Origin of the sequence: Novosphingobium sp. EMRT-2 (assembly GCF_005145025.1) — a bacterium.
Lineage (GTDB): Bacteria > Pseudomonadota > Alphaproteobacteria > Sphingomonadales > Sphingomonadaceae > Novosphingobium.
In genome coordinates, this window is the sequence record NZ_CP039695.1 from 2,008,447 (window position 1) to 2,022,422 (window position 13,976).

A 13,976-nucleotide genomic window follows, 5' to 3' on the forward strand; every position below is an offset into this window, starting at 1 on the left:
CAGACCCGTTACTGGCGCGCGCTTTCCCAGCGCGCCTGCACGCGCCGCTCCAGCGCGCGGAACAGGGCGTCGAGATCCTCGCGGTCGATGTCGAGCACTTCGTCCCAATCCGCCAGCACCGCATCGAGATCGGCGATGTCGTAGGTGCCGGCCCAGGTATCCCGTGGCAGCACGGGCGGCGGCGCGGGATGGTGCGGCCAGGGGTGGCCGGTCAGCCGGTTGTAGAGCCACCCGGAAGCGGCCAGCGCCAGCACGTTCGGGGCCAGCGGCATCAGCAGGAAAGACCAGCCCCAGCCGTTCGCGCCAGCGCCCAGCGCGCAGAGCAGCGCGCAGGCTCCGCCGGGCGGGTGCAGGCAGCGCGCCATTGCCATCAGCGCGATCGCGCAGCCCACGCCCAGGCTAGCGGCGAGCCATGGCGCGGCGATCCAGTGGCCGGCCGCAAGACCCACGGCGGCCGAAATGAGGTTGCCGCCGATCACGGGCCAGGGTTGCGCCAGCGGGCTGGCCGGGACCGCGAAGACCAGCACGGCGGCGGCACCGAGCGGCGCGACCAGCCAGGGCAGCCCAGGCGATGCCATCCCCGGCAGACCCGCCTGCGCGAGAAAGCGCGTCAGCACGCCCGCCACGGCGATCCCGATAAGCGCGCCCAAGGCGCCGCGCGCCCAGCCCAGTCTGCCGCCGGCGGCGGGAAGGAAGGCCATGGGTTACTCCGCTTGAGACAGGGCAACAAAAAAGGGGCCGGCAAGCGCCAGCCCCTCTTTCGAAATCGACCGTGAGGCCGAAAGACTTAGCGCTTCGAGAACTGGAAGCTGCGGCGAGCCTTGGCCCGGCCGTACTTCTTGCGCTCGACCACGCGGCTGTCGCGGGTGAGGAAGCCAGCGGCCTTGACGGCGCCACGCAGCGCCGGCTCGAACTTCGACAGCGCCTGCGCGATGCCGTGCTTCACCGCGCCGGCCTGACCCGAGAGACCGCCGCCCTTGACCGTGGCGATGATATCGTACTGGCCTTCGCGACCAGCGACCTGGAAGGGCTGGTTGATGACGAGGCGCAGCGTCGGGCGGGCGAAGTAAACTTCCTGATCGCGGCCGTTGACCACGATCTTGCCCGAACCGGGCTTCAGCCACACGCGGGCCACGGCGTCCTTGCGGCGGCCGGTGGCATAGGAACGGCCATAGGCGTCCACTTCGCGATCGCGCAGCGGCGCGGCGGGAGCGGCGGGGACGACCGGAGCGGCGTCACCAGCGGCAGCGGCCGGAGCCTCCGCAGCCGGAGCGGCGGCGGTCAGGTTCTTGAGATCCGCCAGGCTCGAAACGGAATCGGTGGTGTTGGGGGTATCCGACATTATGCGCCCACCTTGTTCTTGCGGTTGAGCGAAGCGACATCGAACGCTTCGGGCTGGTTGCCGCCGTGCGGATGCTCGGTACCGGCATAGAGGTGGAGCGCGCGCATCTGGTCACGGCCGAGCGGGCCGCGCGGGATCATGCGTTCCACCGCCTTTTCGAGCACGCGCTCGGGGAAGCGGCCGCCCAGCACCTTGTCGGCGGTAACCGCCTTGATGCCGCCGGCATAGCCGGTGTGCTTGTAATAGGTCTTCGCCTTGAGCTTGTTGCCCGTGAGGCGCACCTTGTCCGCGTTGATGACGACGACGTGATCGCCGCAATCGACGTGCGGGGTGAAGCTCGGCTTGTGCTTGCCGCGCAGGATGTTGGCGATGATGACGGCGAGACGGCCAAGCACCAACCCATCGGCATCGATCAGATGCCACTTCTTTTCAACCTCGGCCGGCTTAATCGACCGGGTGACCTTGCTGAGAGCCTTCATGGCTGGAACGGTTCCCTAATCTGTGCACCGCACGCAGACAAAAGGCCCGCATCGCAGTGAGGAAGCGCGCCTTTGTTGCAAGAGCCCTGCCGAGTCAAGCATTCGCGCGGGTTTTCGAGGAGGTAAAATAATACCTTCTCACTTCAACCCCGCTCTTGCGCGGTGTTTTAAGCGTTTTTACCGGTCTCCGCGACCAGCCAGGCGAGCGTGGCTGGCGGCGCCGCATCGGCGCGCCAGCCGAGGATCGCGGGGCAAGCGTAAGGATGGATTTCCGCCAGTTTCGCCACGGCGGCATCGAGCGCGGCAGCGGTCGTCTTGCACAGCATCGCCACTTCCTCGCCACGCCCGCGCTCGCCCTGCCAGATATAGAGCGAGATCATGCCCGGCAGGATATTGGCGCAGGCGATCAGCCCGGCATCGAGCAGCGTTCCGGCGGCGGCTTCCGCATCCGCGCTGCTGGCGAACGGGCTCCAGATCAGCGCCACGCCATCCGCCATCGCGAATCAGCGCTTCTGGCCGAGCGCGTGCGCGCCCCACGTCGTCGCGGCCACCAGCAGCGCGCCGACAAGCTGGTGCGCCACCGCGATCCAGATCGCCACGCCGCTCATCACCGTGGCGATGCCGAGCAGGATCTGCGTGCCGAAAGCGCTATGGATGGCGACGGAGGCGGACCGCGCCTGCGCCTTGCGCAGCTTGCGCCCCATCACCACCAGCACCGCCACCACCGCCCAGGCCCACCAGCGGTGGACGAAATGGACGAGGAACGGATCGGACAGGAAGGCGTGCGCCCCGCCGTGCGACCAGTCGATCCCGGCGGGGAACAGGCTCCCCTGCATTAGCGGCCAGGCATCCCAGTTGAACCAGCCGCCCCCGGCCGCCGTGCCCGCGCGCAGGCCCGCCAGCAGCGCACCATAGAACAGTTGCAGCACCAGCATCGCCAGTGCCAGCGCGGCAAAACCGGTCAGCCGCGACCGCGCCCGGCCCCGCGCCAGCGCACACAGGTCCAGCGCGGTCCATACGAGGCCGGCCAGCGTCACCAACGCGACCAGCAGGTGCGCGGCCAGACGGAAGTGACTGACCTTGACGTCGTGGACGATGCCGGACTGCACCATCCACCAGCCGACCGCGCCCTGCAGCCCGCCCAGCGCCAGCAGCGCCAGCAGGCGCGGCTTGTAGCCCGCCGGAATGCGCCCCTTCACCCAGAACCACGCCAGCGGCAGCGCGAAGACCATGCCGATCGTGCGCGCCAGCAGGCGGTGGACCCATTCCCAGAAGAAGATGAACTTGTAGTCCGCCAGCGTCATGCCCGCCGGGCCGTTGACCAGCCGATATTGCGGCGTCTGGCGATAGGCGTCGAACTCGGCCTGCCACTGCGCGTCGGTCAGCGGCGGCAGGGCGCCGGTTACCGGCTTCCATTCGGTGATCGAAACCCCCGATTCGGTCAGCCGCGTCACCCCGCCGACCACGACGATCATCGCCACCATCGCCGCCACGATCAGCAGCCAGCGGGCAATGGCCAGCGGTGCGGCGCGCACTTCACGGGGGGCGGCGAACGGAGAGGGGATCGCGGATTCCATGGGCAGAAGCCTGTCCCACCGACATCACGCCAGCGCAAGCGCGAATCCTGCTCCGGGGCGGTCATGCCCTCTTGTGCAATGATACAATGTAACATATATGCACTGCCATGAATGACGCGCTGCAGGCCCTGCGTTCCCGGCTCGACCGGTTCGGCGTGCTCCTTTCGGGGCTGTGCCTGCTGCATTGCCTGGCCGGCGTGTTTCTGGTCGGCCTGCTCGGCGTGGGCGGTGGTGTACTGCTGGACCCGGCGATCCATCGCATCGGGCTGGTGCTGGCCCTGACGGTCGGCGCCACCACAATCGGCCTGGGCGCGCTGCGGCACGGCCATGTGCTGCCGCTGGCCGTGGGCGGAACCGGCCTGGCGCTGATGGCGGCGGCGGTCGTGACCGGGCACGGCACGCAGGAAGCGGTGCTGACCATCGGCGGCGTGGTGCTGGTGGCAACGGCGCACCTCCTCAACATGCGGCGCGGCTGCTGAGCGGCTACTGCTGTTCCTGCCCCTGAGCGCACGCTTGCGCGCCGCGCCCCGCACGCTAAAGCGGCGGGCATGAATGCCAGCCCTTCCCCCGCTTCGCTTTCGATCACCGTCAATGGCGAGCCGCGCCGCGCCGCGCCGGGTTCGATCGCCGATCTGGTGCGCGACATCGGGCTCGATCCGGCCAAGGTCGCGGTCGAGCGCAACGGCGAGATCGCGCCGCGTTCGACTCTGGCCAACGTGGCGCTGGCGGATGGCGACGTGCTGGAGATCGTCCACTTCGTGGGCGGCGGACAAGAAGAAGGAATGCGGGCCGTGAACGACGATGACAGCTGGACCGTGGCAGGCCGCACCTTCCGCTCGCGCCTGATCGTGGGCACCGGCAAGTACAAGGACTTTGCCCAGAACGCCGCCGCCGTCGCCGCCTCGGGCGCGGAGATCGTCACCGTCGCCGTGCGCCGCGTGAACATTTCCGATCCCAAGGCGCCGATGCTGACGGACTTCATCGATCCGAAGAAAATCACCTACCTGCCCAATACCGCGGGCTGCTTCACCGCCGAGGACGCGATCCGCACGCTGCGCCTGGCGCGCGAGGCGGGCGGCTGGGATCTGGTCAAGCTGGAGGTGCTGGGCGAGGCGAAGACGCTCTATCCCGACATGCGCGAAACGCTGCGCGCCACGGAAATCCTGGCCAACGAAGGCTTCCTGCCGATGGTCTATTGTTCGGACGATCCAATCGCGGCGAAGCAGCTGGAAAGCGCCGGCGCGGTCGCGGTCATGCCGCTGGGCGCACCGATCGGTTCGGGCCTTGGCATCCAGAACCGGGTGATGATCCGGCTGATCGTGGAAGGCGCCAGCGTGCCGGTGCTGGTCGATGCCGGCGTGGGCACCGCGTCGGACGCGGCGGTGGCGATGGAACTGGGTTGCGACGGCGTGCTGATGAACACCGCGATCGCCGAGGCGAAGGACCCGGTGCGCATGGCGCGGGCGATGAAGCTGGCAACCGAAGCCGGCCGCGAAGCCTACCGCGCGGGCCGGATGGGAACGCGGAAGTACGCCGATCCCTCCAGCCCGCTGGCCGGCCTGATCTGATCAGGCCGCGACGGAAACGCCTTCCCGCTCCTCGCGCGCCAGCCGTTCGACCAGGCGGTTGTACAGCACCACGCCCTTGTCGAACGTCACCGGCAGGACCGGGTGGGCGGGATCGCGGTCGATCACTTTCTGCTGCGCCTCGATCATGGTCTTGTCCTCGGCAAAGGCCATGGCCGCCACGCCCATCAGCCGATCGCGCAGCGCATCGTCGCCATGGTCGCGATGCGGCCCCCAGCTAAAGAAATAGCGGCTGGTGCGGTCGGTCAGCGCGGTCACGGCCTGGCTGGTAAAGGTGACCCCGGTCCTGGGCAGATCGGGCGGCGGCGGCGCATCGCGCAGCCGGTCGGCGGTTCCGGCGGGATAGCTGGCGCTGGGCATCAGCAGGATGCCCGGCACGTGGTATTCATAGCAGCTCCACAGGTCGACCGGCTCCAGGCCACCGTTGATCGTGCTGCGGTTCTGCCCGCGGACCCAGCGTTCGAACCGCACGCCGCGCGGCAGTTGCGTGACCTTGGGCCGCGTGCGCGCCCATTCCTCGTCCGCGCCGAAGCTGTTGGCATGGACGAAGGCCAGGTGCGTGAAATCGCACAGATTGTCGTGGATCAGCCGGGCCTCAGCGGCATAATCGAGCTGGCCCCGGCCGAGAATGTAGTCCGGATCGTCGAACCCGACCGCCGGCGGGATCAGCGCGGGATCGGCCCGCGCGGGATCGCCCAGCCAGACCCATATCCAGCTGTGCCGGTCCACCACGGGATAGCTGCGCGCGCGGGCGGTGGCCGGGATCGTCTCCTGCCCCGGAATGTCGCTGCACCGGCCATCCGCCTCGAACTTCAGGCCGTGGTACAGGCAGCGCAGCGCCTCGCCCTCGCACCGGCCCAGCGACAGCGGCGCCAGCCGGTGAACGCAGCGGTCCTCCAGCGCCACGACGCGCCCGCTTTCGGCGCGGAAGATCACCACGGGATCGTTGGCCATGGTTATCGCGAAGGGCTTGCCCGCTTCCAGGTCCATCGACCAGCAGGCCACGTGCCAGGCGTTGCGCACATGAATCATCGGGCTTCTCTCCCAAAAACCGACGACCCGAGTTTACTTAACGTCGTTAAATTGTCAAACGGGAACGATGGCCCGCCACCGCGACATTGCGATCGATCGCTCCGGCATCGTTGCCGCCGCCTTTGCCCTGCTCGACGAAGCGGGGCTGGATGGCGTGACGATGCGGGCGCTGGCGGCGCGGCTGTCGGTGCAGGCACCAGCGCTGTACTGGCACGTGCGCGACAAGGCCGCGCTGGTCGGGCTGATGGCCGAAGCGCTCTATGCCGAGGCGCGCGCCGGCCTGCACGACGGCCTCGACGCGCGCGCATGGCTGCTGGCGTTGGGCCGGGGGCTATGCCGCAGCCTGGCGCGCCATCGCGATGCCGCCCGGTTGCTGGCTTCGGCGCGGCCGCTTGCGCAGGCCAGCGACGAAACGGCCGCGGGCATGGCCGCGCCGCTGGTGAAGCGCGGGTTTAGCCGCGAACAGGCGCTGGAAGCGCAAGCCGCCGTGCTGTCGCTGTCGCTGGGCTGGTCGATCTATCGCGAGAACGCCGCGATGCACGCGTTCCTGACCGGGATGTTCGATCTGGAGGAAAGTTTCGAGCGCGGCCTGCAGGCGCTGGTGGACGGCCTCGTCATCGAGGCCGTCCCCGCGTCGTCTTGATCGCGTCCGGGCGTTACTGCGCCACACCGGCCGCCGCGAGCACGGCCAGGGTGAGGATGTCCGGCGCGATCGCGGTCATCGGCGCGATCTGCACGGGCTTTTCCATGCCCAGCAGCATCGGCCCGATCACCGCGTTGCCCGCCAGTTCGCGCAGCAGCTTGGCCGAGATGTTGGCCGATTGCAGCCCCGGCATGATGAGCACGTTGGCCGGCCCCGACAGGCGGCTGAACGGGTAGTTCGCCATGACCTTGGGGTTGAGCGCGGCATCGGGCGCCATTTCGCCTTCGTATTCGAAGCCGGGGTTCGTCTCGTCCAGGATCGAAACCGCGCCGCGGATCGGCTCCACCCAGCGCCCCATCGGATTGCCGAAGGTGGAGAACGACAGGAACGCCACGCGCGGTTCGTGACCCATGCGGCGGGCGACGGCCGCCGTTTCCACCGCCATGTGGGCCAGGTCTTCCGCGCTCGGCCGCTCGTTGACGGTCGTATCGGCCAGGAACACGGTGTAGTTCTTGGCGACCATCAGGTGAATCCCGAAGGGCACCTTGCCCGGCGCGGGATCGAGCACCTGCCGCACTTCCTTCAGCGTCTGCGAGAAGGTGCGCGTCATGCCGGTGATCAGAGCATCGGCATGGCCGAGCTTGACCAGTGCCGAGGCGAAGACGTTGCGATCCTGGTTGACCATGCGGCGCACGTCGCGCTCCAGGAAGCCGCGCCGCTGGAGCCGTTCATAGAGCATCTCGACCATCGCCGGCACGTGCGGGCTGATCGCCGAATTGTGGATCTCGAAGCTGTCCGGATTACCGATGCCGAGTTCGACGAGCTTGTCGCGCACCAGCTGATCGCGGCCCACCAGCACCGGTTCGCCATAGCCGAAATCGCGGAACTGCACGGCGGCGCGCAGCACCACCTCGTTCTCCGCCTCGGCGAAGACCACCCGCTTGGGGTTGCGCTTCACCTGGGCATAGACGTTGGTCAGCACCGAGGTCGTCGGGTTGAGCCGCGCCTTCAGATCGTGGCGATAGGCGTCGAAATCCTCGATCGGCTTCATCGCCACGCCCGAATCCATCGCCGCCTTGGCCACGGCGGAGGACACCACTTCCATCAGGCGCGGATCGAACGGCGCGGGAATGATGTAGTCGTGCCCGAACTGCATCGACTGCCCGCCATAGGCGGCGGCGACTTCCTCCGGCACCGGGCGACGGGCCAGTTCGGCGATCGCCTCGGCGGCGGCGATCTTCATCTCCTCGTTGATCGCGGTCGCCCGAACGTCCAGCGCGCCGCGGAAGATGAAGGGGAAGCCCAGCACGTTGTTGACCTGGTTCGGATAGTCCGAACGGCCGGTGGCGATGATGCAGTCCGGCCGGGCCGCCTTGGCTTCGGGCGGCGTGATTTCCGGATCGGGATTGGCCATCGCGAAGATGATCGGCTGCGGGGCCATGGCCTTGACGTATTCCGGCTTGAGCGCGCCGGCGGCGGACAGGCCCAGGAAGATGTCCGCGCCCACCAGCGCCTCTTCCAGCGTGCGCGCCGGCGTATCAACCGCGTGCGCGCTTTTCCACTGGTCCATGCCGTCGGACCGGCCGCGCCAGATCGTGCCCGAACGGTCGCACATGATGACGTTGTCGTGGCGCACGCCCATCGCCTTGATCAGCGCGGTGCAGGCGATCGCCGCCGCGCCCGCGCCATTGACCACGACTTTCACGTCCTTGAGATCGCGCCCAGTCAGATGGCAGGCATTGACGAGGCCGGCGGCGGTGATGATCGCGGTACCGTGCTGGTCATCGTGCATCACCGGAATCTTCAGGCGTTCGCGCAGCGCCTGTTCGATGATGAAGCATTCGGGCGCCTTGATGTCTTCCAGGTTGATGCCGCCGAAGCTGGGCTCCAGCAGCGCCACCGCGTTGATGAAGGCTTCCGGGTCTTCGGTGGCGACTTCGATGTCGATCGAATCGACGTCGGCGAAGCGCTTGAACAGCACCGCCTTGCCTTCCATCACCGGCTTCGAGGCGAGCGCCCCCAGATTGCCGAGGCCGAGGATGGCCGTACCGTTGGAGATCACCGCGACCAGGTTGCCCTTGGCGGTATAGTCATAGGCCGTCGCCGGATCGTCCGCGATGGCGCGCACGGGCACGGCCACGCCGGGCGAATAGGCAAGGCTGAGATCGCGCTGCGTCGCCATGGGCTTGCTGGCGATGATCTCGATTTTGCCGGGCCGGATCGTGTTGTGGTAGAACAACGCCTCGCGTTCGGTGAAACGGACGTTGCTTTCCTCTGACATGCAAATGCTCCCACGCTGGGTGGACCGGACAGGGCCGGCCGGGCGGTGTCAGAAGTCCCTAGGCTTCCAGTTCGGAAAACCCAAGGGTCTGACGGCAAAAAGCAGACTGCGCCCATCCTGCCACACGAGCTGGAGGCGCGGATCGGGGCGGCGCGGCAGGCCGGTGTCGATCAGCCAGACATAGTCCACCCGCTCGATCGGCGCATACTTCAGTGCGGAATCCACGCTGCGCAGGCGGCCACTCTGGCAATTGGGCGACCACACGAATTCGGACGGGTCGGCGGTGAAGTTGCGGCCGGGGCGGAAGCGCGGCACCACCATGTGCAGCCCCGGCACCGCCCAGTTGTCGTTCACCCAGGCCTGGCGATAGAGGCTGGCAAGGCTGGCGAGATGATCGCGCCGCGTGTTGCGCCAGCTTTCCTCGATGCAGGTATGTTCGACGAAAGCCAGCACGCGGCTGCCGGGCTGGACGTGGTGCAGCGCCGCAAGCTGGCGCTTGTAGTCCTGCGCGTAGTCGGCGAAGCTGGCGCCGGTCACCACCAGCCGCACGCCCAGCAGCGCCATGCCGATATAGGCCACCGCGCGGGCATAGGAAGGCTTCGCCTGGCTCCAGTCCTGCAGCGCCAGCAGCAGCATCGCCGCCACCGGCAGCAGGCGGATGTCCACGAAGGCGCTGCCGTTGATGTCGCTGGGAATGGCCACGAACAGCAGCAGCACCAGCAGGCCGGGCAGGCCCTGCCGCCAGCTCCACCGCGCGCCGGCCAGCCAGCCGCACAGGATCAGGCCGAAGCAGGCGATCGTCGTCGCCGCGTCGAGCACGAGCGACTGGTCGCGCAGCGTCAGCACGAACGACCAAGCCTTCTGATCCCAGCGCCAGCGGTTCATGCTGGCGACCGGTTCGGGCGAGAACGTCTTCCACAGCACCACCACCAGCACAGTCGTCAACAGCGGCCAGCAGGTGACGAACAGGCGCTTGGCGATCGCCTTCCAGTCCAGCTCGCGCGCCAGCGGGCGCCAGCGCGAAGGCCGCCAGCTTCCCGCGGGGAGCCGGTCGATCTCGCGCCCCAGCGCCGCGCCGCCGACCAGCAGCGCCAGCAGCACGCCGCCGATGGCATGGCACAGCATGGCGACCGGCTGCGCCACGATCAGCATCGCGGCGCGCTTCTTCGGCTGGTTTTCGAGCCAGACCGAAGCGGCGAAGGCCGACAGCGAAAGCCCGGTGGCGAGGATGTAGTTGAGGAAACCCGTCAGCAGCGGAAAGCTGAACACGAACATCAGCGCCCAGGCGGTGGCATGGCCGCCGCGCGGATTGAGCACGCGCGCCGTGGCCAGACCGCCGCCGGCGAACAGGCCGGTCGCCAGCACCGTGCTCCACCACCCGGCGGCCAGAATGCCGAACTGCGCGCCCAGCAGCTTCATCAGCACACCGCCGCCGATGTTCAGGGTGAACACCCATTTCCAGGTGAAGTAGCGTTCCAGCGGGTTGCCGGGGCCGGCGGCCTCGATCGCGGCGGCGCCCATGTGGCCCGGCACGTCGATCAGCGGCGGCACTTCCACCAGCGCGAACGGCAGGCACACCAACAGGACCGTGAGCACGATGCCCGGCGCGGAGAGCCACGGGAGCGCCGCGGCATGCCAATCGAACGACCAGGCCTTGGGACGGCCTCTTTGCTGGCTTTGCATGAGCCCCTGTCGATATCCGGCTTCGATGGTTTGTGAAAACCCCGCGCTTCGTCTAGCCACTCGCGCCGTGACGCCAAATGCCCCAACTCCGATGATGGCGCAATATCTTGCGCTCAGACAGCAGGCGGGAGACTGCCTGCTATTCTACCGGATGGGCGATTTCTTCGAACTTTTCTTCGACGACGCGAAAATCGCCGCACACGTGCTGGACATCGCGCTGACCAGCCGGGGCGAACACGGCGGCGCGCCGATCCCGATGTGCGGGGTGCCGGTGCATGCGGCCGAATCGTACCTGGCCCGGCTGATCAAGGCGGGCTGCCGCGTCGCCATTGCCGAGCAGGTGGAAACGCCCGAGGAAGCGAAGAAGCGCGGCGGTTCGAAGGCGCTGGTCGCGCGCGACATCGTCCGCTTCGTCACCGCCGGCACGCTGACCGAGGAAGCGCTGCTGGAACCGCGCCGCGCCAACGTGCTGGCGGCGGTGTGCGAGGTGCGCGGGCTGGTGGGCATTGCCGCCTGCGACATTTCCACCGGCCGCATGGAGCTGGAGGAGTGCGAGCCGGCGGCGATGGGCGCGGCGCTGGCCCGGCTGGGCGCGAGCGAGATCGTCGCCAGCGAAGACTGGGCCGATGCCCCGTTCGACGCGGTGCGGCGGCCGGGGCGTGGCTTTGACAGCAACGCCGGCGAGGCACGGCTCAAGGATCTGCACGGCGTGTCCACGCTCGACGGTTTCGGTGCGTTCACCCGGCCGATGCTGGCGGCGGCGAACGGGCTGGTCGACTACCTCGACCATGTCGGGCGCGGCCGCCTGCCGCTGCTGCTGCCCCCGGTGGCGCGCACCGCGGGCGGCCACATGGCGATGGACGAAGCGACACGCGCTAGCCTCGAAATCCTGGTTTCCACCGGCGGCACGCGCAAGGGCAGCCTGTGCGAAGCGATCGACCGCTGCGTGACCGGCGCGGGCGCGCGGCTCCTGGCCGAGGACCTCTCCGCGCCGCTGACCGATGCGCCGGCGATTCGCGCACGGCTGGAACTGGTCGGCTGGCTGCACGACGATCCGCTGCTGCGCGCCGACCTGCGCGCGATCCTGAAGGCCGCGCCCGACATCGGCCGCGCGCTGGGCCGGGTCGTCGCCGGGCGGGGCAGCCCGCGCGATCTGGGGCAGCTGCGCGACGGCCTGTCCGAAGCCTGGCGGCTGCGCGAGGTGCTCACCGCGAGCGCACTAAGGCCGGCGCTGGCCGAGGCGCTGCTGCCGGCGCTGGGCGGGCACGGCGCGCTGATCGATCTCTATGTCCGCGCGCTGGTGCCCGCGCCGCCGACCGAACGCGCGCAGGGCGGGTTCATCGCGGAAGGCTATGACGCGGCGCTCGACGAACTGCGCCGCGCCGCCGGCAATTCGCGCCGCGCCATCGCCGCGCTGGAAGCGAAGTACCGCGATGAGACCGGCGTTTCCGCGCTGAAGATCCGCCACAACGGCGTGCTCGGCTATTTCATCGAAGTGCCCGCGCGCCACGCCGACAAGCTGATGCTGCCCGACAGCGGCTTCACCCACCGCCAGACGATGGCCGGCGCGGTGCGCTTCAACGCGCTGGCGCTGCACGAGGAGGCGAGCCGCATCGCCGAGGCGGGCGGGCATGCGCTGGCGGCCGAGGAAGCGCATTTCGAGGAGCTGGTCGCCGCCGCCGTCGCCGCGCGCGAAGGCATCGCCGCCACCGCCGCCGCGCTGGCGCGGATCGACGTCGCCTGCGGGCAGGCCGAACGCGCGGCCGAAGGCGGCTGGGCGCTGCCGCATGTCGTGGCCGAGCCCGTGCTGGACATCGCCGGTGGACGGCATCCGGTGGTGGAAGCGGCGCTCGCGGCCAAGGGCGAACGCTTCGTCGCCAACGATTGCCGGCTCGCGCCCGAGGACCGGCTGTGGCTGGTCGGCGGCCCCAACATGGGCGGCAAGTCCACCTTCCTGCGCCAGAACGCGCTGATCGTGCTGCTGGCGCAAGCGGGCGGGTTCGTGCCCGCCGACGCCGCGACGATCGGCATGGTCGACCGGCTGTTCAGCCGCGTCGGCGCGTCGGACAACCTCGCGCGCGGGCGATCGACCTTCATGGTCGAGATGGTGGAGACCGCCGCCATTCTCGCGCAGGCCAGCGAACGCAGCTTCGTCATCCTCGACGAAGTGGGGCGCGGCACCTCGACGTACGACGGCCTCGCGCTCGCCTGGGCGGTGGTGGAGGCGGTCCACGAGGTCAACCGCTGCCGTTGCCTGTTCGCCACGCATTACCACGAACTCGCGCGGCTGGCCGAAAGCTGCGACGCGCTGTCGCTCCACCATGTCCGCGCGCGCGAATGGAAGGGCGACTTGGTACTGCTGCACGAACTGGCCGAAGGGCCGGCGGACAAGAGCTATGGCCTCGCCGTCGCCCGGCTGGCCGGCGTGCCCGCGCCGGTGGTCAAGCGCGCCAAGGCGGTGCTCGACAAGCTGGAGAAAGGCCGCGCCTCCACCGGGGGCCTGGCCGCCGGGCTGGACGACCTGCCGCTGTTCGCCGCCGCGATCGAGGCGGTGGAGGAGAAGGTCGATGCCTTGCGCGACCGGCTCAACGGGCTGGACATCGACGCGCTGTCCCCGCGCGAGGCCTTGGACCTGCTTTACCAACTGAAGGCGCAGGCGAATGGTTGAACTTACCCCGCTCGGCAACCGGCGCGTGCTGTTCGTGATGGCGGCGGAACCGGAATACGGCCCGCACTTGCGCGCGCGCTTCACCCCGCTGATCACCGGCATCGGCCCGGTGGAGGCCGCGCTGCACACCGGCGTGGCGCTGGCCCGGCTGGACGCGGCGGGGCAATTGCCGGACCTGATCGTCTGCCTCGGCTCGGCCGGATCGCGCCGCTGCGCGCTGGGCTCGGTCCACCAGATCGCCAGCGTCTCGTGGCGCGACATGGACGCCTCGCCGCTCGGCATCGAACCCGGCGTGGTGCCTTATCTCGACGAGCCGAAAGAGCTTCCGCTGGAAACCCCGCTGGACCTGCCGGTCGCCACGCTATCCAGCGGGGGCGACGTGGTCAGCGGCGACCACTGGGACCACGTCTCGGCCGACATGGTCGACATGGAAACCTACGCCGTCGCCCGCGCCGCGCGCACCTTCGGCGTGCCGCTGATCGGCCTGCGCGGCGTCAGCGACGGCCCCGGCGAACTGGCGGGCGCACACGACTGGCACAAGCTGCTGGGCTACCTCGATGGGGAGCTGGCCAAGGCGGTGGACTTGTTGCACGGGCTGTAGGCGCGTAACCGCCTGAGATCCCGGCTTTCGCCGGGATGACGAAGACAAAATAGGACCGTCATGCCAGCGCAGGCTGGCATCTCA

At 69.0% G+C, this 13,976-nt stretch carries 13 protein-coding genes; 5 read left to right on the forward strand and 8 right to left on the reverse strand.

What is annotated here, in order from left to right; genetic code table 11:
* Positions 1–8 precede the first annotated feature (8 nt).
* The 5 genes from FA702_RS09960 to FA702_RS09980 all read right to left on the reverse strand — a co-directional run bounded on the left by FA702_RS09960 (position 9) and on the right by FA702_RS09980 (position 3,398).
* Positions 9–701: an HPP family protein gene (locus FA702_RS09960; protein ID WP_136956024.1), complete on the reverse strand. Its 693-nt coding sequence runs from the start codon at positions 699–701 to the stop codon at positions 9–11.
* Between the two features lie 86 nt (positions 702–787).
* Positions 788–1,342 (reverse strand): 30S ribosomal protein S9, encoded by a 555-nt coding sequence (gene rpsI / locus FA702_RS09965; protein WP_136956025.1) that lies wholly within the window; start codon positions 1,340–1,342, stop codon positions 788–790.
* On the reverse strand, positions 1,342–1,821 hold the full coding sequence (gene rplM, locus FA702_RS09970) for a 50S ribosomal protein L13 (RefSeq protein WP_124810456.1): 480 nt from the start codon (positions 1,819–1,821) through the stop codon (positions 1,342–1,344). The genes rpsI and rplM overlap by 1 nt, the downstream gene beginning before the upstream one ends.
* Positions 1,822–1,988: 167 nt before the next feature.
* Positions 1,989–2,318, reverse strand: coding sequence for a divalent cation tolerance protein CutA (gene cutA, locus FA702_RS09975; RefSeq protein ID WP_136956026.1), 330 nt, complete (start codon positions 2,316–2,318; stop codon positions 1,989–1,991).
* Positions 2,319–2,324: 6 nt separating this feature from the next.
* Positions 2,325–3,398 carry a COX15/CtaA family protein gene (locus tag FA702_RS09980; RefSeq protein WP_136956027.1) on the reverse strand — a complete coding sequence of 358 codons (1,074 nt, stop codon included), beginning with the start codon at positions 3,396–3,398 and terminating at the stop codon, positions 2,325–2,327.
* A gap of 107 nt (positions 3,399–3,505) precedes the next feature.
* Here FA702_RS09980 and FA702_RS09985 point away from each other — a divergent pair, with 107 nt between their 5' ends.
* Together FA702_RS09985 and thiS are read left to right on the forward strand one after the other, a co-directional pair.
* Positions 3,506–3,877 (forward strand): MerC domain-containing protein, encoded by a 372-nt coding sequence (locus FA702_RS09985; RefSeq protein ID WP_136956028.1) that lies wholly within the window; start codon positions 3,506–3,508, stop codon positions 3,875–3,877.
* Positions 3,878–3,946: 69 nt separating this feature from the next.
* Positions 3,947–4,966, forward strand: coding sequence for a sulfur carrier protein ThiS (gene thiS, locus FA702_RS09990; protein WP_136956029.1), 1,020 nt, complete (start codon positions 3,947–3,949; stop codon positions 4,964–4,966).
* On the opposite strand, the gene FA702_RS09995 is transcribed toward thiS, so the two are convergent.
* Entirely contained in the window at positions 4,967–6,016 is a 1,050-nt protein-coding gene (locus tag FA702_RS09995) for an aromatic ring-hydroxylating dioxygenase subunit alpha (protein WP_136956030.1), read from the reverse strand. It lies immediately after the preceding gene.
* A 67-nt stretch (positions 6,017–6,083) separates the two neighbouring features.
* Here FA702_RS09995 and FA702_RS10000 point away from each other — a divergent pair, with 67 nt between their 5' ends.
* On the forward strand, positions 6,084–6,659 hold the full coding sequence (locus FA702_RS10000; protein WP_136956031.1) for a TetR family transcriptional regulator: 576 nt from the start codon (positions 6,084–6,086) through the stop codon (positions 6,657–6,659).
* A gap of 13 nt (positions 6,660–6,672) precedes the next feature.
* Here the strand turns inward: FA702_RS10000 and FA702_RS10005 are convergent, their stop codons facing one another.
* Positions 6,673–8,940, reverse strand: a complete 2,268-nt coding sequence (locus FA702_RS10005; RefSeq protein WP_136956032.1) for an NADP-dependent malic enzyme — start codon at positions 8,938–8,940, stop codon at positions 6,673–6,675.
* 48 nt (positions 8,941–8,988) lie between these two features.
* Positions 8,989–10,623: a hypothetical protein gene (locus tag FA702_RS10010; protein ID WP_136956033.1), complete on the reverse strand. Its 1,635-nt coding sequence runs from the start codon at positions 10,621–10,623 to the stop codon at positions 8,989–8,991.
* A gap of 91 nt (positions 10,624–10,714) precedes the next feature.
* On the opposite strand from FA702_RS10010, the gene mutS reads away from it, so the two are divergent.
* Positions 10,715–13,291: a DNA mismatch repair protein MutS gene (gene mutS, locus FA702_RS10015; protein WP_136956034.1), complete on the forward strand. Its 2,577-nt coding sequence runs from the start codon at positions 10,715–10,717 to the stop codon at positions 13,289–13,291.
* A complete protein-coding gene (locus tag FA702_RS10020) occupies positions 13,284–13,892 on the forward strand; it encodes a 5'-methylthioadenosine/S-adenosylhomocysteine nucleosidase (protein WP_136956035.1) in 609 nt (202 codons plus the stop codon). Before mutS ends, FA702_RS10020 begins: the two co-directional genes overlap by 8 nt.
* Positions 13,893–13,976 lie beyond the last annotated feature (84 nt).

Excerpts from the sequence above, each read along its gene's own strand:
- FA702_RS09960 (WP_136956024.1), bottom strand. The coding sequence starts at position 701 with ATGGCCTTCCTTCCCGCCGCCGGCGGCAGACTGGGCTGGGCGCGCGGC.
- rpsI (WP_136956025.1), bottom strand. The coding sequence starts at position 1,342 with ATGTCGGATACCCCCAACACCACCGATTCCGTTTCGAGCCTGGCGGAT.
- rplM (WP_124810456.1), bottom strand. The coding sequence starts at position 1,821 with ATGAAGGCTCTCAGCAAGGTCACCCGGTCGATTAAGCCGGCCGAGGTT.
- cutA (WP_136956026.1), bottom strand. The coding sequence starts at position 2,318 with ATGGCGGATGGCGTGGCGCTGATCTGGAGCCCGTTCGCCAGCAGCGCG.
- FA702_RS09980 (WP_136956027.1), bottom strand. The coding sequence starts at position 3,398 with ATGGAATCCGCGATCCCCTCTCCGTTCGCCGCCCCCCGTGAAGTGCGC.
- FA702_RS09985 (WP_136956028.1), top strand. The coding sequence starts at position 3,506 with ATGAATGACGCGCTGCAGGCCCTGCGTTCCCGGCTCGACCGGTTCGGC.
- thiS (WP_136956029.1), top strand. The coding sequence starts at position 3,947 with ATGAATGCCAGCCCTTCCCCCGCTTCGCTTTCGATCACCGTCAATGGC.
- FA702_RS09995 (WP_136956030.1), bottom strand. The coding sequence starts at position 6,016 with ATGATTCATGTGCGCAACGCCTGGCACGTGGCCTGCTGGTCGATGGAC.
- FA702_RS10000 (WP_136956031.1), top strand. The coding sequence starts at position 6,084 with ATGGCCCGCCACCGCGACATTGCGATCGATCGCTCCGGCATCGTTGCC.
- FA702_RS10005 (WP_136956032.1), bottom strand. The coding sequence starts at position 8,940 with ATGTCAGAGGAAAGCAACGTCCGTTTCACCGAACGCGAGGCGTTGTTC.
- FA702_RS10010 (WP_136956033.1), bottom strand. The coding sequence starts at position 10,623 with ATGCAAAGCCAGCAAAGAGGCCGTCCCAAGGCCTGGTCGTTCGATTGG.
- mutS (WP_136956034.1), top strand. The coding sequence starts at position 10,715 with ATGATGGCGCAATATCTTGCGCTCAGACAGCAGGCGGGAGACTGCCTG.
- FA702_RS10020 (WP_136956035.1), top strand. The coding sequence starts at position 13,284 with ATGGTTGAACTTACCCCGCTCGGCAACCGGCGCGTGCTGTTCGTGATG.